The sequence below is a fragment of the Streptococcus sp. 23.2 genome (assembly GCF_016648665.1).
Lineage (GTDB): Bacteria > Bacillota > Bacilli > Lactobacillales > Streptococcaceae > Streptococcus > Streptococcus salivarius_E.
This window is the reverse complement of sequence record NZ_JACLQJ010000022.1, coordinates 1-18,821: the sequence shown is the minus strand read 5'-3', so window position 1 is coordinate 18,821 and position 18,821 is coordinate 1. Positions and strand designations below refer to the sequence as shown.

18 protein-coding genes are annotated in these 18,821 nt (G+C 41.6%); 17 read left to right on the top strand and 1 reads right to left on the bottom strand.

Translation table 11 applies throughout. The features are described from left to right. From H7T98_RS10230 to H7T98_RS09695, 7 genes are all read left to right on the top strand, one after another. Positions 1-1,212, top strand: a 1,212-nt coding sequence (locus H7T98_RS10230) for an SH3 domain-containing protein (protein WP_260319157.1), incomplete at its 5' end; no start/stop codon positions are given. Positions 1,213-1,344: 132 nt separating this feature from the next. Beyond that, a complete protein-coding gene (locus H7T98_RS09720) occupies positions 1,345-2,127 on the top strand; it encodes a carbon-nitrogen family hydrolase (RefSeq protein WP_175057434.1) in 783 nt (260 codons plus the stop codon). Positions 2,128-2,136: 9 nt separating this feature from the next. Further along, entirely contained in the window at positions 2,137-3,318 is a 1,182-nt protein-coding gene (locus H7T98_RS09715; protein WP_201061794.1) for a pyridoxal phosphate-dependent aminotransferase, read from the top strand. Positions 3,319-3,443: 125 nt separating this feature from the next. Continuing rightward, the gene (gene argC, locus H7T98_RS09710) at positions 3,444-4,466 is read left to right on the top strand and encodes an N-acetyl-gamma-glutamyl-phosphate reductase (RefSeq protein ID WP_201061792.1); all 1,023 of its coding nucleotides are present in this window, start codon (positions 3,444-3,446) and stop codon (positions 4,464-4,466) included. Between the two features lie 28 nt (positions 4,467-4,494). Further along, entirely contained in the window at positions 4,495-5,688 is a 1,194-nt protein-coding gene (gene argJ, locus H7T98_RS09705) for a bifunctional glutamate N-acetyltransferase/amino-acid acetyltransferase ArgJ (RefSeq protein WP_175057435.1), read from the top strand. A 26-nt stretch (positions 5,689-5,714) separates the two neighbouring features. Then, a complete protein-coding gene (argB, locus tag H7T98_RS09700; protein ID WP_175057436.1) occupies positions 5,715-6,452 on the top strand; it encodes an acetylglutamate kinase in 738 nt (245 codons plus the stop codon). A gap of 3 nt (positions 6,453-6,455) precedes the next feature. Then, the gene (locus H7T98_RS09695) at positions 6,456-7,586 is read left to right on the top strand and encodes an acetylornithine transaminase (RefSeq protein WP_073685618.1); all 1,131 of its coding nucleotides are present in this window, start codon (positions 6,456-6,458) and stop codon (positions 7,584-7,586) included. A gap of 40 nt (positions 7,587-7,626) precedes the next feature. On the opposite strand, the gene H7T98_RS09690 is transcribed toward H7T98_RS09695, so the two are convergent. Beyond that, the gene (locus H7T98_RS09690) at positions 7,627-8,505 is read right to left on the bottom strand and encodes a polysaccharide deacetylase family protein (protein ID WP_048676240.1); all 879 of its coding nucleotides are present in this window, start codon (positions 8,503-8,505) and stop codon (positions 7,627-7,629) included. A gap of 172 nt (positions 8,506-8,677) precedes the next feature. Between H7T98_RS09690 and H7T98_RS09685 the strand changes: the two genes are divergently transcribed. The 10 genes from H7T98_RS09685 (at position 8,678) to H7T98_RS09640 (ending at position 18,649) form a co-directional block, all read left to right on the top strand. Then, a complete protein-coding gene (locus H7T98_RS09685; protein ID WP_002890168.1) occupies positions 8,678-9,964 on the top strand; it encodes a homoserine dehydrogenase in 1,287 nt (428 codons plus the stop codon). 83 nt (positions 9,965-10,047) lie between these two features. Further along, entirely contained in the window at positions 10,048-10,908 is an 861-nt protein-coding gene (thrB, locus tag H7T98_RS09680) for a homoserine kinase (protein ID WP_037604149.1), read from the top strand. Beyond that, positions 10,901-11,785 carry an EamA family transporter RarD gene (gene rarD / locus H7T98_RS09675; RefSeq protein ID WP_037604151.1) on the top strand — a complete coding sequence of 295 codons (885 nt, stop codon included), beginning with the start codon at positions 10,901-10,903 and terminating at the stop codon, positions 11,783-11,785. Before thrB ends, rarD begins: the two co-directional genes overlap by 8 nt. A 112-nt stretch (positions 11,786-11,897) precedes the next feature. Beyond that, positions 11,898-12,515: a PepSY domain-containing protein gene (locus H7T98_RS09670; RefSeq protein WP_037604153.1), complete on the top strand. Its 618-nt coding sequence runs from the start codon at positions 11,898-11,900 to the stop codon at positions 12,513-12,515. A gap of 133 nt (positions 12,516-12,648) precedes the next feature. Next, on the top strand, positions 12,649-12,852 hold the full coding sequence (locus H7T98_RS09665; RefSeq protein ID WP_037604154.1) for a hypothetical protein: 204 nt from the start codon (positions 12,649-12,651) through the stop codon (positions 12,850-12,852). A gap of 453 nt (positions 12,853-13,305) precedes the next feature. After that, complete coding sequence (locus H7T98_RS09660; protein ID WP_142246463.1) at positions 13,306-13,584, top strand: hypothetical protein; 279 nt, start codon at positions 13,306-13,308, stop codon at positions 13,582-13,584. Positions 13,585-13,980: 396 nt separating this feature from the next. After that, positions 13,981-14,559, top strand: a complete 579-nt coding sequence (locus H7T98_RS09655) for a flavin reductase family protein (protein WP_201061790.1) — start codon at positions 13,981-13,983, stop codon at positions 14,557-14,559. Next, complete coding sequence (locus tag H7T98_RS09650) at positions 14,546-15,115, top strand: GNAT family N-acetyltransferase (RefSeq protein WP_201061789.1); 570 nt, start codon at positions 14,546-14,548, stop codon at positions 15,113-15,115. Before H7T98_RS09655 ends, H7T98_RS09650 begins: the two co-directional genes overlap by 14 nt. Continuing rightward, positions 15,108-16,004: a hypothetical protein gene (locus H7T98_RS09645; RefSeq protein ID WP_037604159.1), complete on the top strand. Its 897-nt coding sequence runs from the start codon at positions 15,108-15,110 to the stop codon at positions 16,002-16,004. The genes H7T98_RS09650 and H7T98_RS09645 overlap by 8 nt, the downstream gene beginning before the upstream one ends. After that, on the top strand, positions 16,001-18,649 hold the full coding sequence (locus H7T98_RS09640; RefSeq protein ID WP_037604160.1) for a valine--tRNA ligase: 2,649 nt from the start codon (positions 16,001-16,003) through the stop codon (positions 18,647-18,649). The genes H7T98_RS09645 and H7T98_RS09640 overlap by 4 nt, the downstream gene beginning before the upstream one ends. Positions 18,650-18,821 lie beyond the last annotated feature (172 nt).

Genomic DNA, 18,821 nt, shown 5'->3' with positions numbered 1-18,821 from the left:
TATACCTTCACAGGTCGTGCGTCAATCAAGGCAGAAGCTAAGGTTTCAAGCCCAGAGTTGGCCTACTATGACAAGGGAATGAGTGTTAACTATGACAAGGTTTTGACAGCCGATGGTCATCAATGGCTTTCATACATGACAGCAAGCGGTGCTCGTCGTTACGTTGATATTGCAGCAGCCAAGGCAGAGTCTAAGCCAGCAAGTCAACCAGAAGTTAAACCGGTTGCTAAACCAGCGGACCAACCAAGTCTTCCAGAATCAGGCACTTATACCTTCACAGGTCGTGCGTCAATCAAGGCAGAAGCTAAGGTTTCAAGCCCAGAGTTGGCCTACTATGACAAGGGCATGAGTGTTAACTACGACAAGGTTTTGACAGCCGATGGTCGTCAATGGCTTTCATACCTAACAGCAAGCGGTGTCCGTCGTTACGTTGATATTGCAACAGTTAAAGCTACAGAAACTAAGCCAGAAGTTAAACCGGTTGCTAAACCAGTGGATAAACCAAGTCTTCCAGAATCAGGCACTTATACCTTCACAGGTCGTGCGTCAATTAAGGCAGAAGCTAAAGTTTCAAGCCCAGAATTGGCTTACTATGATAAGGGTATGAGCGTTAACTACGATAAGGTTTTGACAGCTGATGGCCGTCAATGGCTTTCATACATGACAACAAGTGGTGCTCGTCGTTACGTTGACATTGCAGCAGCCAAGGCAGAAGCTAAACCAGAAACAAAACCCGTTGCTAAGCCAGCCGATAAACCAAGTCTCCCAGAGTCAGGTCGTTATACCTTCACAGGTCGTGCGTCAATCAAGGCAGAAGCTAAAGTTTCAAGCCCAGAGTTGGCTTACTATGATAAAGGTATGAGTGTTAACTACGATAAGGTTCTCACAGCTGATGGTCGTCAATGGCTTTCATACATGACAGCAAGTGGTGCTCGTCGTTATGTTGATATTGCAGCAGCCAAGGCAGAAGCTAAACCAGAAACAAAATCCGTTGCTAAGCCAGCCGATAAACCAAGTCTGCCAGAATCAGGCCGTTATACCTTCACGGGTCGTGCGTCAATCAAGGCAGAAGCCAAGGTTTCAAGCCCAGAGTTGGCCTACTATGACAAGGGTATGAGTGTTAACTACGATAAGGTTTTGACAGCGGACGGTCACACATGGCTCTCATACATGACAGTGAGTGGTGCTCGCCGTTACGTCGATATTGCTTAATGAGATAAAGAATCAGGTTGGACAATATGTCCAGCCTTTTCTGATAGCCTCTCTTTATCATGAGATTGAATTTTTCAATTTTTGTGACGTCTTTTGGAGTGCTATAATGGTTAATATAGAATCGAGGTTATTATGAAAATCGCGTTGGTACAGATGGATGTCGTTCACGGACAGCCTGTGGAAAATAAAAAACACGTCATAGAGATGCTGGAAAGGGCGCTTGATGATAATCCTGATGTTATTGTGCTTCCTGAAATGTGGAATACAGGCTATGCTTTAAATGAACTTGATGGGCTTGCGGATAAGCATGGATTGGACCCTCAAGAACTCTTGTCTCATTTTGCTAGGAAACATGCTGTGGCTATTATCGGAGGGTCTGTTGCTATTGAGCAATACGGCAAATTCTACAATACAACCTATGTCTATAATAAGTCTGGGGACTTAATCAATACCTATAGCAAGGTCCATCTCTTTGGCCTTATGGCAGAGGACCAGTACATGTCTGCTGGGTCGAATGAGTCTGTTTTTGAGCTTGATGGTGTGATAGCTGCCAGTGTCATTTGTTATGATATCCGTTTTCCTGAATGGGTGCGAACACAGATGGCACAAGGGGCCAAGGTACTTTTTGTGGTAGCGCAGTGGCCGGAACCTCGAGTGCAGCAATGGGAGATTTTGTTAAAGGCGCGTGCAGTTGAAAATCAAGCTTTTGTAGTTGCTGTCAATCGTGTTGGAGCAGGACCGGACGATATCTTTTCAGGACATTCTATGGTTATAGATCCACTTGGAAATGTGGTCTTACAAACCAAGGAGCATGAGGAGGGAATTTTTACGGCTGATATTAATCTTGAAGAGGTAGATAAGGTTCGAGGTCAGATTCCTGTTTTTGAGGATCGTCGCACGGACTTGTATCATTAAGGAGTGTTTATGTTATTTGAAGAATCGGACTTATTGAAGGTATTGCCAGAACAGTTTTTTGCAGGTTTGGTGGCTAAGGTGAATGCCAAGGTGGCGGAAGGAGCAGATGTGATTAATCTAGGTCAGGGCAATCCCGATCAACCGACTTATGATCATATTGTTGAGGCGCTGTGCCTTTCAACGAAAAATCCTGCTAGCCATAAGTATTCACAGTTTCGAGGCAATCGTCCTTTTAAGGAAGCAGCTGCTAGTTTTTACGAAAAACATTATGGGGTTGATTTGGATTCGGAGCGTGAGATTTGTGTCATGGGTGGAGCTAAAATTGGACTAGTAGAATTACCTCTAGCTTTGATGAATCCTGGTGACCTCCTGCTCTTGCCTGACCCAGGATACCCTGATTACTTGTCAGGAGTGAGTTTAGGCCGTGTGACCTATGAAACCTTTCCTTTGACGGCTGAAAATGATTTCTTGCCAGATTTGGATGCCATCCCTGAAGAGACAGCTCGCCGCGCTAAGTTTATCTATATTAATTATCCGAATAATCCTACGGGGGCTGTGGCGACTAAGGCCTTTTATGAAAAGTTGGTTGCCTGGGCTAAGACCTACGAAGTAGGAGTGGTGAGTGATTTGGCTTACGGAGCTTTGGGTTATCAGGGCTATGAGAATCCTAGCTTTTTATCAACGCCTGGTGCTAAAGATGTGGGCATTGAGTTCTATACTTTCTCGAAAACCTTCAATATGGCTGGTTGGCGTTTGGCCTTTGCAGCTGGGAATGACCAGATGATTGAAGCCTTAAATCTGATTCAAGACCATCTTTTTGTGGGAATCTTTCCTGCCTTGCAGGAGGCTGGGATTGCAGCCCTCTTAAATCCTAATTCTGAGGAGGCTGTTGCTCAACTTAATGCGACTTATGATAGCCGTCGAGATGCTTTTATCCAGGCAGCTGCTAAGATTGGCTGGAAGGCCTTTCCATCCAAAGGTTCTTTCTATGCTTGGATGCCTGTACCAGAGGGTTACACTAGTGAGAGTTTTGCGGATCTTTTGCTTGAGAAGGCCCATGTTGCTGTGGCACCAGGTAAGGGATTTGGTCCTGCAGGAGATGCTTATGTTCGTATTGGGCTTTTGGTAGAGCCAGAACGTCTGGTCGAAGCAGTCGATCGTATTGCCAACTTGCATTTATTTAATAACTAGATAGCAATCATGAAAACAAGTAGTTGAAAAGACTGCTTGTTTTTTCATATTAAGTACAATTTTTCTTGACAAATGAATAAAAATACAATAAACTAGTTACATATTTATTCAAAAGGAGTGCATAAATGAAAATTTCAATCGTTGGTATCACTGGTTATAGTGGTTTAGAGTTAGTTAAAATTTTGAATAATCATAAAAAAGTGGAACTTGTTTCTATTCACGCAACCAAGGAAGTGGGCCGACGATTGTCTGATGTGTATCCCTATCTGACAGGTGTTTGTGACTTAGAAATTGAAGCTTACAATGCGGAAAAGATTATGCAAAAGGCGGATCTGGTTTTCTTTGCCACACCTTCAGGAGTCGCTAGCTCGCTAGCAGAGGAATTTGTTCTGGCTGATTTTCCTATTATTGATTTGTCTGGTGATCATCGCTTGCCGGAAGATGTTTATCAAGAATGGTATAAAAAATCACCTGCTAAGCAGAGTGTTTTGAATAAATTTACATACGCATTATCAGAATATGCAGATGTGAAGGGTAAGAAATTTATTGCCAATCCTGGATGCTATGCGACAGCGACAGAGTTAGCCTTGATTCCTTTGGTGGCAGTTAGTTTGATTGAGACGGATAGTGTCATTGTGGATGCCAAGTCTGGTTTAACTGGTGCGGGTAAGGCTTTGAGTGAGTCTAGTCATTTTGTCAATGTTCACGATAATTACGTGACTTATAAACTCAATCATCATCAGCATATTCCTGAAATTGTTCAAACCTTGCAGACCTTTAATCCGGAAATGCCTGAGATTCAGTTTTCAACGTCGCTTTTACCAGTTAATCGCGGAATCATGGCTACGGTTTATTGTAAGTTGAAGAAGGACGTTACTGTAGCTGATGTGGCTTCAGCATTCACAAAGGCTTATGATGATAAACCTTTTGTACGTGTGCAAGATAATTTGCCAGAACTACACAACGTTATTGGATCGAATTTTACAGATATTGGCTTTGCCTATAATGAGAAAACCAATGTTCTGACAGTTATTTCGGTCATTGATAATTTGATCAAGGGTGCTGCTGGCCAAGCGGTTCAAAATCTCAACCTCATGCAGGGGTGGGATGAGACGGAAGGTTTGCTTCTGACACCGTCATACTTGTAGATGTAAGCATAGAGTTAGGAGAAAAAATATGAAAGTCATAGATGGAACAATTGCCAGCCCGCTGGGATTCTCAGCAGACGGGCTACATGCAGGATTTAAAAAGAGAAAAATGGATTTTGGTTGGATTGTCTCTGAAAAACCAGCCAGTGTCGCAGGAGTTTATACGACTAATAAGGTTATTGCAGCTCCTCTTATTGTGACCAAGACCTCAGTTAAAAAGGCTGGGAAAATGAAGGCCATCGTTGTTAACTCAGGTGTAGCCAATTCTTGTACAGGGACTCAAGGATTGGAGGATGCTTACACCATGCAGGAGTGGACCGCTGAAAAGCTAGGTGTTGAACCTGATATGATTGGTGTGGCTTCTACAGGGATTATCGGTGAGTTGCTACCAATGGATACGCTGAAAAATGGTCTTTCCAAGATAGTGGTTAATGGTAATGCTGATGATTTCGCCAAGGCAATTTTGACGACAGATACAGCGACTAAGACCATTGCTGTGACGGAGACTTTTGGACGTGATGTTGTGACTATGGCTGGTGTTGCTAAGGGTTCAGGCATGATTCACCCGAATATGGCAACCATGCTTGGGTTTATTACTTGTGATGCCAATATTTCTAGTGACACCCTTCAATTAGCCTTGAGCCAAAATGTGGAAAAGACCTTTAATCAGATTACAGTTGATGGGGATACATCAACTAATGATATGGTTCTTGTCATGTCAAATGGTTGCACGCTCAATGAAGAGATTCTGCCAGGTACACCAGAATTTGATAAGTTTTCAAAAATGCTTAATTTCGTGATGCAAGAACTGGCTAAGAAAATTGCCAAGGATGGTGAAGGTGCCAATAAACTCATCCAAGTTGATGTGGTTAATGCCCCTAATGCCCTTGATGCTCGTATGATGGCAAAATCTGTTGTCGGTTCAAGCCTGGTCAAAACAGCCATTTTTGGTGAAGATCCTAACTGGGGGCGTATTCTAGCTGCTGTTGGTTATGCCGGTGTGGACGTTCCTGTGGACAATGTTGATATTATGCTTGGCGGTCTGGCAGTCATGCTAGCCTCTAGTCCTGTGACCTTTGATGATGAGGAAATGAAAGACATCATGCATGAGGATGAAGTGACCATTACGGTAGATCTTCATGCTGGACATGAAAAAGGAACCGCTTGGGGTTGTGATCTTTCTTACGATTACGTTAAGATTAATGCCCTCTATCACACTTAGACTATCTAAGGAAAAGGAGTTAACTGATGACTACTGAATATATTGTAATTAAGATTGGTGGAGTAGCCAGTAAACAGCTAACTCCTGAGATACTGACCAGACTGTCAGAATGGCAGCAGGCTGGTCAAAAAATAATCATCATCCATGGGGGTGGTTTTGCTATTAATCAGCTGATGGAGGAGAATCATATTCCAATTCACAAGGTCAATGGTCTTCGTGTGACTGGTCAGTCAGATATGGCCTTGATTAGAGAAGCTTTGGTTGACATAGTTGGGAAAAACTTAGCAGGTGAGCTGACAACTGCAGGTTTGCCAGCCTATCAGGTCATAGATGAGCTTCCGGACCTTGTTCATGCTGATTTCTTAGATCAAGAGACTTATGACTTTGTGGGTGAGGTCAAAAACATCACCAATCAGACCTTAGTAGCACTCCTTTCTCAAGGCAAGATTCCCTTGATTCCTAGCTTAGGCTATAGTGAGCAGGGAGATTTGCTCAATATCAATGCGGATTACCTTGCTAGAGCTGTGGCAATTAGTCTAGGTGCCAAAAAACTTATCCTCATGACAGATGTCAAAGGAGTTTTAGAGAATGATCAGGTTTTAGATCATCTGAATCTTGTGGACGTTCATAAGAAAATAGATTCAGGTGTGATAACTGGGGGCATGATTCCTAAAATTCAAAGTGCTGTTCAGACGGTTGAATCTGGTGTTGAGCAGGTCATTATTGGTGATAACCTGACAGATGGTACCATAATCAAGGAGTAAACGATGACAAAATTATTTTCAAATTATAAACGGGCAGCGATTGATTTTGCTTCGGCACAGGGCAATTATTTGACTGATACAACTGGCAAGACCTACTTGGATTTTTCATCTGGTATCGGGGTAACTAACCTGGGCTATCATCCCTCTGTCAATCAGGCTTTGACAGAGCAGGTGGGTAAGATTTTGCACCAGCCTAATCTTTATCACAATCAGTTGCAAGAAGATGTTGCTGGACTTTTAATTGGTGACAAGGACTATCTAGCCTTTTTCTGTAATAGTGGTGCAGAGGCCAATGAAGCAGCCATAAAAATCGCCCGAAAGGCATCAGGCAAACAAGAAATCATTACCTTTCAAAATTCCTTCCATGGTCGAACGTTTGGATCCATGTCTGCCACTGGTCAGGATAAAATCAAACAAGGCTTTGGTGAAGGTGTGCCCCACTTTAGCTATGCTATTTTCAATGACATAGATAGTGTCAAGGCCCTAGCTAGTGACGAAACAGCGGCTATTATGTTGGAGTTGGTTCAAGGGGAATCAGGTGTTCAACCTGCTGATAAGGACTTTGTTAAGGCTTTGGCTGACTTTTGTAAGGAGACGGGTATTTATCTTATTGTAGATGAGGTTCAGACAGGACTTGGTCGTACTGGTAAGCTTTATGCTTATGAGCACTATGATATTGAACCAGATATCTTTACTCTGGCAAAAGGTTTGGCAAATGGGGTGCCAGTTGGTGCCATGCTTGCTAAGTCATCTCTTGGAGAAGCCTTCTCTTACGGAAGTCACGGCTCTACCTTTGGAGGAAATAAACTGGCTATGGCGGCGGCCAAAGCTACGCTTGAAGTTATGTTGGTCCCAGGTTTTCTAGATACTGCCCTTGAAAATGGAAACCAGTTACAAGCAAAATTGCAGGCAGCTTTATCTGATAAAGAGACGGTTACCACTGTACGTGGCTTGGGTTATATGATTGGGATTGAGACTACTGGCAATTTAGGAGAATTGGTCCAGTCGGCTCGAGATAAGGGGTTAATTGTCTTAACTGCAGGGACAAACGTGATTCGTCTTTTGCCACCAATCACCCTAAGTGATGCTGAAATTGAAAAGGGTGTGGCTCTCCTATCAGAAATATTTGACTAGAACATAAAAATCACTTGATTCTTGAATCAAGTGATTTCTTTTACTCATTGTCAGTATCAATCTCGCTGAGAAGTCCTTTAGCTGTTGTTGTTGGCAGAATACGGACACGATTAAGTGAGAGAAGACCATCCTTGGCACTGGCTAGCCCTTCGTTGGTTGTTAGTCCTAACTTGTAAGTTTTCTTAGCTAGGTCAAGTGTCGTTTGATTGTAGCGACCTGATGGGTAGGCAATGGTATTGACCTTGGTATTGAGTTTATTTTCAAGGAAGTCAATAGAATCCGTTAATTCAACCTTTTGTGTCGCCTTATCAGTGGTTGACAAATCGGGGTGATTAACCGTATGAGACTGGAAGCTCATACCGTGAGCCATCATTTCTTTCATCTGTTTGACGGTAAGATTTCCAGCATTTCCTTTCTTAACAAAGCCAGTGATCACATTATTGGTTGCTTTAGCCTTGTATTTTTTGAGAATAGGATAGGCAATGGTGTAGAAATCTTCGTTACCATCGTCAAAGGTCAGCCAGACAACCTTCTTAGTAGGTAGAGCGTTTTCAGTGAAGGCCTTATAGGCTTCTTCAGGCGTTAGGAAATAGTAACCTGCCTTTGACAAAGCCTTGATTTGTGCTTCGAAGAGGTCTGGGTCAACGATAAGGTTAGCGTTAGAAGCTTCGGATGGATCCATGACGTGTACCGCATGATACATGAGGATAGGGATTTGGACAGGATCGTCATAGGTTTTCCATTTAGCTGTCGTCTTAGACTGACTGGTCTGAGCCTGTTGTTGCTTGCTTTTCGACTGATTTGGTCGGTTAAGCATAAAGACTGCTAGTAAGCCAAGAAGGACAATATTTAGGAAAAGCAGAAGAAGGTTCAGTTTCTTTCTGTTAGCTTGAGTTGTTTTTTTCTTTTGAGAAGTCATTGTATCCCCTTTCAAATAGGTCTAGTTATTATTCTAACAAAAATGGGATGGAAATGCACAGAATTTTCAGTAAAAAGAATACTTGCCTCCTTAAATGGCAACAATATTCTGTCAATTCCGATAGAAATGTGGTACAATTAAAAAAATGTATGTTTTTAAGGAGAAATCGTAAATGTCTATTAAAATTGGATTGCTTGGCTTTGGTACAGTAGCTAGCGGTATTCCTTTCCTCTTGAAGGAAAATGGTGAAAAGGTTCTTGCAGCCTCACGTGACCAACTCGAAATTGCCAAAGTTTTGGTTAAAGATGACGAGGAAAAAAATCGTCTTATCGCTGCCGGAAACGACTACAATTTTGTCACAAATGTTGACGAAATCCTTAATGATGAAGAGATTCAAATCGTTGTTGAATTGATGGGTCGTATCGAGCCAGCTCGTACCTTCATCACAAAAGCACTTGAAGCAGGTAAAAACGTTGTTTCTGCTAACAAAGACTTGATTGCTACTCATGGAAAAGAGTTGATTTCTCTTGCCCAAGATAAGGGAGTGGCTTTCTACTATGAAGCTGCTGTTGCTGGTGGTATTCCAATTTTGCGTACTTTGGCTAACTCTTTGACGTCTGATAAGGTGACACGTATCCTTGGTGTGCTTAACGGAACATCTAACTTTATGATGACTAAGATGGTTGACGAAGGTTGGTCATATGAGGACGCTCTTAAGACTGCCCAAGAACTTGGTTATGCTGAAAGTGATCCAACTAACGACGTTGAAGGTATTGACGCTGCTTATAAAGCTGTTATCCTTAGCCAATTTGGATTTGGTGCCACAATTGATTTCGACGATGTGACTCACAAGGGGATTACAAACATCTCTACTGATGATGTAGCTGTTGCTCAAGAATTGGGTTATGTCATCAAATTGGTTGGTGATGTGCGTGAAGTAGAATCAGGTATCTCAGCAGAAGTGTCCCCAACATTCTTGCCAAAAAATCACCCACTTGCTAGCGTCAACGATGTCATGAATGCAGTCTTTGTTGAATCTATCGGTATTGGCGAATCAATGTACTACGGTCCAGGTGCTGGTCAAAAACCAACAGCAACATCTGTTTTGGCAGATATTATCCGTATTGCTCGTCGTCTTTCAGATGGCAATGTTGGTAAACCATTTAATGAGTTCCGTCGTGACTTGCCATTGGCTAATCCAGCAGATGTTAAGAGTAACTACTACTTTGCCCTTGATACGCCAGACGAAAAAGGTAAAATCCTTCACTTGTCTGAAATCTTCAACTCAGAAGATATTTCATTTGAACAAGTCTTGCAACAAAAAGCAAATGGCACAACAGCTCGTATCGTTGTGATTACACATGCTATGTCTAAGACACAACTTAAAGCTGTTACTGAAAAACTTGAAGCAGCAGAAGATTTCACAGTTGTCAACACATTGAAAGTTTTGTCTAACTAATTGATAAGCCCATACTGGTGCGTATAAGAAAGGTATTCAAGGAGAAAAGTCGCTGATGGCTTTCCTCCTTTTGGTGTATTATTATGAAAATTACTGTTCCAGCAACATCTGCCAATATTGGTCCAGGTTTTGACTCTGTGGGTGTTGCCGTTTCTAAATATTTGACAGTCGAGGTGCTTGAACCAGTGGATGCATGGCATATCGAACATGATTTGGGCGATATTCCTTCAGATGAAAATAACCTCCTCATTTCAACTGCCTTGCAAGTTAAGTCTGATTTGCAGCCCCATAAATTGGTGATGACATCAGATATTCCCTTAGCGCGTGGGCTAGGTTCTTCAAGTTCTGTTATTGTCGCAGGAATCGAGTTGGCCAATCAATTGGCAAACTTGCAGCTCTCAGACGATGATAAACTTGATATTGCAACCAAGATTGAAGGTCATCCGGACAATGTTGCCCCAGCTATTTTTGGGAATCTCGTTGTAGCCTCTTATGTGGATGAACATGTTAATAGCATCGTGACAGACTTTCCAGAGTGTGCCTTTGTAGCCTTCATTCCGAGCTATGAACTTAAGACATCTGATTCACGTGGGGTACTTCCAAGTGACCTGTCTTACAAAGAAGCTGTAGCTGCATCATCTATTGCCAACGTTGCCATTGCTGCCCTCTTTGCAGGCGATTTGGTTAAGGCAGGACATGCTATTCAAGGGGATATGTTCCACGAACGCTACCGTCAAAAATTGGTTAAAGAATTTGCGACTATTAAGGAATTGTCAGGTCAATATGGTGCTTATGCGACCTATCTTTCAGGCGCTGGCCCAACAGTTATGACCTTGACGCCAAATGATCAGGCTGAAGCTCTTAAAACGGCTATCGATGGTCTTGGTTTAGATGGTGAAACCTTCATCCTATCTGTGGATAAAGCAGGTGTTGTCGTTGACTAGAAAAAATCAAGGGCTACTCTTTGGTCTAGCCACCTATATTCAATGGGGATTTTTATCCCTTTTTTGGAAGCTTTTAGCAGGTGTTTCGGCTTATAACACCTTCTCGTGGCGGATTGTTTTTACAGTGGTGACTATGCTGACTTACGCCCTAGTCGCTAAGCAAAATACACGTTTCAAAAAGGAGCTTGTAGAACTTTGGCAAGATAAGAAAGCCTTGCTTCGTATGCTACTTGCTAGTTTTCTCATAGCAGCTAACTGGTTGATTTATATCTATGCTGTGGGTCATGGTCAAGCGACGCAGGCTAGCCTGGGCTATTACATTATGCCTATTGTTTCTATCCTGTTTGCCCTCATTTTTCTTCGTGAATCATTGAGTAGGACCATGTGGGCAGCAGTAGTATTGGCCTTTATAGGAGTACTGGTTCTTGTTGCCAATACAGGAAAACTTCCCATGGTTTCATTGGGGTTAGCTCTGAGCTTTGGTTTCTATGGTCTAATCAAAAAAGGGGTTAGACTCTCCAGTGACGTAGCCATGCTAGTAGAAAGCGGCTTGCTACTACCTTTTGTAGCTATCTATCTTGTTTTCTTTTCTCCAGAATCATTTTCTTCCTATTCGAGCATGGAAATGTTTCTCCTAGCCATATCCGGTGTGGTGACGGCCGTTCCATTGCTTTGCTTCTCAGAAGCAGTCAAAAGGGCGCCGCTTAACCTTATTGGTTTTATCCAGTATCTTAATCCTACGATTCAACTTCTCGTAGCCATCCTCATTTTTGGTGAGACGGTCAGCTTTGGAGAGTTGAAAGGCTTCCTCTTTATCTGGATGGCCATACTAGTCTTTGTAACTGGCCAAATAGTAACATTTCGTAGAAGTTCCTGATAGCTATCGGGAACTTTTTATAATGTCGACCTAAAAATGAGCCAAGTTTATCTGACAATTTTAGAACTTTAAGATATAATAGTAGTATTAGATTAAAATAGCGGAGAATTTTATGCGAAAAATGAAAAAGCTAGTGAGCTATCTGCTTCTGCTCGCTATCCCAGTTGCCATCGCTGCAGGTCTGTTTATCTTTAACGGTTCAGGTTACCGTTTGTCAGAAAAAGATGCAGCAGACATTGCTTACAAAAATGCAGGTGTCAAAACTTCTGAGATCTCTCAATCAACAGTTTCAAAAGCACGTTCTGGGCTTCACGGAAGTTATGAGATTAGTTTCACAACGTCAGACAACCATTTTGAGTATACGATTGACGGTCAGTCGGGATCTATTTTGAAACATAAGAGTGACCATCCAACATCTAAGGATGAGGATGATACTCAAAAAAGTGAAGAGCCTAAAGACGAGACTCAACCTAGCGAAAACAAGGAAGAGACAGCAGTATCTAAAGAAGCTGCGCAAACGACAGCTCTTAACCATGCTGGCCTAGCTGAAGGTTCTGTGACCAACTTGAAAACGGACTTGAAGACTGAAGGAGACGGTAAAGTCTACAATATCAGCTTTGATTATGCTGCTAGCGGTCTACGTTATAAATACGCGGTAAATGCTGATTCAGGAGCTATCGTAGCCTATACGACTGAGTATCTGACAGGGGCTGCGACTCCTGCTCAGTAGGTCGCAGATAGGGTGAAAAGCTCTCCTTATTATTGAGGAAAATCCTTGCAATTTCTCTGAAATGGTGTAAACTTAAAGTGAAAACGGTAACAGTAGTTGTAAAAGTTGCCGTAGAATCAAGGAGGCTTTGACCATGAAAGAATTCCAAGCATTTAAAGACACGCTTAGCAATAAGGCTCTCAAAGCCATTTACGAAGAAAGTAAATTGGAAGTTCAAGACGAAACAACTGAAGGTACAGAAGCCTTCTCACTAGCTTTGGCGACCCAAATGGCTATCAATCTACTCGAAAGCTATGAAAAATGGCTAAAAGAAGAAAGAGCTAAGGGAGATAAATAAGATGAAATCCTTGTCGAAAGACAGGGATTTTTCTAATGGAAAATAAAGTTATCTAGAATGTAGATGATCTGTCTTGAAATATCTATAATGCCATCATTCATGTACTCAAAAAAAATAAATGCTTTTACTTATGATAAATGAGCCATTTCTTGTGGAAAAGGTCACGATTTTAGCCGATGTTTTGTTACAATGGTTTCAGCAAGTTCCTTAAGAGAGGAGTAGAAAGATGATTTTCTTGGTGGTTAGGATAATTACTATGATGTTTGGGGGTATAGTTACTTACCTGCTATTGTGTTATTTTATTAGTCATACACAGTCCGAACATGTTTTAATAAGAGCACATCAAAGACGAGTTGCAGCTGGGAAAAGGCTCAAAGATGTTTGTGGGCTTGAATTAAAAGTTCATAAAGAACATTTTCAGAAGGATTTTGAAGGAAAGTGATGGTGAACTTCATGGAGTTAATTAAATCATTTCTTGTGGCGCCCTATTTTCTTGGGATGATTCTTGGTGGTGTGTTTTTAGGGATTTATGTGTTGATAGATAAGATTATTAAGAATCCGATAAAAGATATCAATTATTATAAAAAGTTTGTAGAATCTTACAAAGAAGAAGCAGATTTTTATAAAATGTCCTCCGAAGAGTATAAAACGATGGCAATAACTTACCGTAAGAGATATTTGGAAAGCCAAGCAAAGTTAGAACTTGTCATGAAAGGTAATAGTAGCCATTGAAAATTGTGAGGAAAAGTAGGACAGAGGACCTACTTTCAAATTCAAAAATCAATAAGATTTCCATCACAATTTCATTTGTCTTGGTCTTAAAATTGTGATAAAATAAGACCATTCAGAGGTGCTTTGAAGCCCATTTGTCACAGGAAGCGGTGGTACTGAGAAATCCGCACAAATGTCAAAGCTGGTTGCTGATGGTCAAATTGAATCAAGAAAGCTGTGAGTGGTTGTCACTCAAAATTGGGTGGTACCGCGGATACACATTCGTCCCTGTCATAGTTATGGCAGGGATTTTCTATAGCTTTTAAAGAACTAAGACCGAAGGTCACAGGTGGATTTAGAGATATCGATGCAGACGGAGCGCAAGCGAGGTCTACGTTCCTATCAGAGGAGGGTGACATGAAGCAATCTTTTGAGACCAGTAAATTGTACTATGGTTTTCCCATTTTTATCTTGGGTTACCAGGACCAGACACATGGCTATAATGTGACGACTTGTAGTTCTTCCTATAGTCTAGGAGATTGGCTCGTCATCGGGGTTGGTAGTGAGGAAAATGCGGCAGACCAGATTAAGCATTATCAGAAGTTCACAGTGAATATTCCTGATGAGAGTTTAATGCTTGAGATGGAGCAGGCTGGTTTTATTAGTCATCGTGAAAAGATTGCTAAATTCGGCTTAGATTTCCAACCTTCTAAACTGACACAAGCACCTATACTGGATGCTTGCCCAGTCGTATTGGATTGCCAGGTAGACAGAATTATTGAGGAAGATGGTATCTGTCATATCTTTGCTAAGATTCTAGACCGTCTGGCTGAATCTGATTTGTTGGATGACAGGGGACATTTTAAAAATGACCGCTTTGCACCGACTTACTTTATGGGAGATGGTTATAAACGTGTCTATCGCTATCTAGATGACCGAGTCGACCCCATGGGAAGCTTCATCAAGAAAGCGAGGAAGAAGGATGACAAAAGCTGAATTGCCAGAACGAATCGAAACGAAGCGTCTGGTCTTACGAGTTCGAACAGTGGCGGATGCAGAGGCAATTTTTGACTTTGCCAGTCGTCCAGAAGTCTCCTACCCAGCTGGTTTTCCACCCGTCAAGACCTTGGAAGATGAAATCTATTACCTAGAACATATCCTTCCCGAGCGCAATCAAAAAGAAAATCTTCCAGCAGGCTATGGGATTGTGGTCAAAGGGACTGATAAGATTATCGGCTCTGTTGATTTCAACCATCGCCACGAAGACGATGTGCTTGAGATTGGCTATACCTTGCATCCAGATTATTGGGGCCGAGGTTATGTACCAGAAGCAGCGCATGCTTTGATTGATTTAGCTTTTAAAGAACTGGTGCTTCATAAGATAGAATTGTCTTGCTTTGGCTACAATATCCAAAGTCAACGAGTTGCGAAAAAATTAGGATTTACCCTTGAAGCTCGCATAAGAGACCGCAAGGATACCCAAGGCAACCGCTGTGATGATTTGAGATATGGCTTGCTGAAGAGTGAGTGGGAGAGTTTAAGTAATGTTTAGTGGTCATTCAATCGTTACTATTAATAATTATGATTTAATTCAGGTTTCTGATATTAAAAATTATTCTGCAAATTTCAATCCACACTTATATTTTATTTTAGGTATACCTAGATGGTATTTTAAAAAAGTTAGGAGTTGTTTTTTTGATAGGACAAAAGTAAAATATACAGTTATAAGTGAAGATGGAACTGAGTATTCTAATACTTTCCGACTTACGGATAAAAAGGGCAACTTGCTTAAAATTAATAAACTTGAAATTTCAAGAGATTCGCTTTTTTTAACTATAAATGGAACAGAAAAATATTCTGCAACAAATATTATGTTAAATAATAAAAATTTTATACCAGCTTTTAAGATACTATATATAGGGCAAGCAAAAGGTAATGATTTTAATAGATTTGCTCAAGATAGATTGAAAAGTCATTCTACTCTTCAAAATATCTTATCGCAGATAATTGACTCTAGAATCATATATGATATTAAAGTACTTCTGTTATCAACAAGTGAAGTTAAAGTTGCTACTACTATGGATTCCGGTAAGTTTGCTACAATATCTGCGGAAGAAATATTAGATTTTCCTGATGAATCTAGTCACATAAATCTAGTTGAAGCAAAATTAATTAATTATTTTAAACCTGAATTTAACGAAAAATTCAAAAATTGGTATGTTCCTGAGGAGCATCACAAGTCCTATGATGATTATTATAAAAAGAAATTTAATTCTATGGTAATCACTTTTGAAAATTTATTGCCATGTTCTTTCTATACAGATCATGTTAAACATTTTACAGTACCGTTTGAAATTATAGACTATTCGATAATTGGGAGTGAAAATTTTTTTGAATCTGTGATAGAACAGTATATTAATTCGAAGGAGAAACAAAAATGAAACAACTTTCACCTAAATACAATCCAGCCGAGGTTGAGGCTGGTCGTTACCAAAAATGGCTTGACGAAGATGTTTTCAAGCCTTCAGGCGATAAAAAGGCTAAGCCTTATTCAATCGTTATTCCACCACCAAACGTAACCGGTAAACTTCACCTTGGTCACGCTTGGGATACGACTTTACAGGATATCATCATCCGTCAAAAACGCATGCAAGGTTTTGATACACTTTGGCTTCCTGGTATGGACCACGCTGGGATTGCCACTCAAGCTAAAGTAGAAGCTCGTTTGGCTGAAGACGGCATCTCTCGTTATGACCTTGGTCGTGAATCTTTCTTGACTAAAGTCTGGGAATGGAAAGACGAGTATGCGTCAACTATCAAGCAACAATGGGGTAAGATGGGTCTTTCTGTAGATTACTCTCGTGAGCGTTTCACCCTTGACGAAGGTCTTTCAAAAGCGGTTCGTAAGGTTTTTGTAGAGCTCTACAAGAAAGGTTGGATTTACCGTGGTGAATTTATCATCAACTGGGATCCGAAAGCCCGTACAGCCCTTTCTGATATCGAGGTTATTCACAAGGATGTCGAAGGTGCCTTCTACCACATGAACTACATGTTGGAAGATGGTTCACGTGCCCTTGAAGTGGCAACAACACGTCCTGAAACTATGTTTGGGGATACTGCTGTAGCGGTTAACCCAAACGATGACCGTTATAAAGATTTGATTGGTAAAAATGTTATCTTGCCAATCTTGAACAAGCCAATCCCAATCGTTGGCGATGAGCACGCAGACCCTGAATTTGGTACTGGTGTGGTGAAAATCACTCCTGCCCACGACCCTAACGACTTCTTAGTTGGTCAACGTCATAACTTGCCACAAGTCAATGTCATGAACGATGATGGTACCATGAATGAATTGGCTGGTGAATTCAACGGTATGGACCGCTTTGAAGCTCGTAAGGCTGTTGTTAAGAAATTGGAAGAAATCGGTGCGCTTGTTAAGATTGAGAAGATGACCCACTCAGTTGGTCACTCAGAGCGTACTGGAGTTATGGTTGAGCCACGCTTATCTACGCAATGGTTCGTGAAGATGGATCAATTGGCTAAGAACGCTATTGCCAACCAAGACACAGATGATAAGGTAGAATTCTACCCACCTCGTTTCAACGATACCTTCCTCCAATGGATGGAAAATGTCCATGATTGGGTTATTTCTCGTCAGCTCTGGTGGGGTCACCAAATCCCTGCCTGGTACAATGCTGAGGGTGAAATGTACGTCGGCGAAGAAGCTCCAGAAGGTGACGGATGGAAACAGGATGAAGACGTCTTGGACACTTGGTTCAGTTCTGCCCTTTGGCCATTCTCAACCATGGGCTGGCCTGATGTCGACTCAGATGACTTCAAACGTTACTTCCCAACTTCAACCCTAGTAACAGGTTACGACATCATCTTCTTCTGGGTGTCTCGTATGATTTTTCAATCATTGGAATTCACTGGCCGTCAACCATTTCAAAACGTTCTGATCCACGGTTTGATTCGTGACGAGCAAGGACGCAAGATGTCGAAATCTCTCGGAAACGGGATTGACCCAATGGATGTTATTGAGAAATACGGTGCTGATGCCCTTCGTTGGTTCCTTTCAAACGGTTCTGCACCAGGTCAAGACGTGCGTTTCTCTTACGAGAAAATGGATGCGTCTTGGAACTTCATTAACAAAATCTGGAACATCTCTCGTTACATCCTCATGAACAATGAAGGATTGACCTTGGATGTGGCGCGTGAAAATGTAGCTAAAGTGGCTGCTAGTCAAGCAGGTAACGTGACAGACCGTTGGATTCTTCACAACCTCAACGAAACGATTGGAAAAGTCACTGAAAACTTTGACAAGTTCGAATTTGGTGTGGCTGGTCACATCCTCTACAACTTCATCTGGGATGAGTTTGCGGACTGGTATGTTGAGTTGACTAAGGAAGTGCTATACAGCGACAATGAGGACGAAAAAGTCATCACTCGTTCGGTTCTTCTTTACACTTTGGACCAAATCTTGCGTCTTCTTCATCCAATCATGCCATTCGTGACTGAGGAAATCTACGGTCAAATCTCTGAAGGAACAATCGTGACGGCGGAATACCCAGTGGTTCGTCCAGAGTTTAAAAACGAAGAAGCAGCAGCCGGTGTTGAAGCTCTTAAAGATGTGATTCGCTCCGTTCGTAACTCACGTGCAGAAGTGAACGTAGCGCCAAGTAAACCAATCACTATCTTGATCAAGACAAGCGACAGCAAGCTCGATGCTTTCTTTAATGATAATGTCAACTACATCAAACGCTTCACAAACCCAGAACACTTGGAAATTGCAGCAGATGTCGAAGTGCCTGACTTGGTTATGTCAAGCATCATTACAGGTGCAGAAATCTACTTGCCACTCGCTGACCTTCTTAATGTCGAAGAAGAATTGGCTCGTCTTGAAAAAGAATTGGCCAAATGGCAAAAAGAACTCGACATGGTTGGTAAGAAACTTAGCAACGAACGCTTCGTAGCCAATGCCAAACCAGAAGTCGTCCAAAAAGAACGCGACAAACAAGAAGATTACCAAGCTAAATACGATGCGACAGTAGTGCGTATTGAAGAAATGAAGAAATTGGTGAAATAAACAAAGAAGCACGGCGGAATGCCGTGTTTTTTAAGCTCTTTGTCAACTGTGGTGCTTCACAAAAAAATTCTGGTGATGTGTCGTGATTTAAATATAATCATAACCACCCGTCTAACGGGTGGTTTGATCAAGGGCTATAAGCCCATAATACCAGCCAGCGCCTAAAGACGCT

What these genes read in the sequence shown, in the direction of transcription:
- H7T98_RS09720 (WP_175057434.1), top strand. Translation starts at nt 1,345, where the DNA reads ATGAAAATCGCGTTGGTACAGATGGATGTCGTTCACGGACAGCCTGTG.
- H7T98_RS09715 (WP_201061794.1), top strand. Translation starts at nt 2,137, where the DNA reads ATGTTATTTGAAGAATCGGACTTATTGAAGGTATTGCCAGAACAGTTT.
- argC (WP_201061792.1), top strand. Translation starts at nt 3,444, where the DNA reads ATGAAAATTTCAATCGTTGGTATCACTGGTTATAGTGGTTTAGAGTTA.
- argJ (WP_175057435.1), top strand. Translation starts at nt 4,495, where the DNA reads ATGAAAGTCATAGATGGAACAATTGCCAGCCCGCTGGGATTCTCAGCA.
- argB (WP_175057436.1), top strand. Translation starts at nt 5,715, where the DNA reads ATGACTACTGAATATATTGTAATTAAGATTGGTGGAGTAGCCAGTAAA.
- H7T98_RS09695 (WP_073685618.1), top strand. Translation starts at nt 6,456, where the DNA reads ATGACAAAATTATTTTCAAATTATAAACGGGCAGCGATTGATTTTGCT.
- H7T98_RS09690 (WP_048676240.1), bottom strand. Translation starts at nt 8,505, where the DNA reads ATGACTTCTCAAAAGAAAAAAACAACTCAAGCTAACAGAAAGAAACTG.
- H7T98_RS09685 (WP_002890168.1), top strand. Translation starts at nt 8,678, where the DNA reads ATGTCTATTAAAATTGGATTGCTTGGCTTTGGTACAGTAGCTAGCGGT.
- thrB (WP_037604149.1), top strand. Translation starts at nt 10,048, where the DNA reads ATGAAAATTACTGTTCCAGCAACATCTGCCAATATTGGTCCAGGTTTT.
- H7T98_RS09670 (WP_037604153.1), top strand. Translation starts at nt 11,898, where the DNA reads ATGCGAAAAATGAAAAAGCTAGTGAGCTATCTGCTTCTGCTCGCTATC.
- H7T98_RS09665 (WP_037604154.1), top strand. Translation starts at nt 12,649, where the DNA reads ATGAAAGAATTCCAAGCATTTAAAGACACGCTTAGCAATAAGGCTCTC.
- H7T98_RS09660 (WP_142246463.1), top strand. Translation starts at nt 13,306, where the DNA reads ATGGAGTTAATTAAATCATTTCTTGTGGCGCCCTATTTTCTTGGGATG.
- H7T98_RS09655 (WP_201061790.1), top strand. Translation starts at nt 13,981, where the DNA reads ATGAAGCAATCTTTTGAGACCAGTAAATTGTACTATGGTTTTCCCATT.
- H7T98_RS09650 (WP_201061789.1), top strand. Translation starts at nt 14,546, where the DNA reads ATGACAAAAGCTGAATTGCCAGAACGAATCGAAACGAAGCGTCTGGTC.
- H7T98_RS09645 (WP_037604159.1), top strand. Translation starts at nt 15,108, where the DNA reads ATGTTTAGTGGTCATTCAATCGTTACTATTAATAATTATGATTTAATT.
- H7T98_RS09640 (WP_037604160.1), top strand. Translation starts at nt 16,001, where the DNA reads ATGAAACAACTTTCACCTAAATACAATCCAGCCGAGGTTGAGGCTGGT.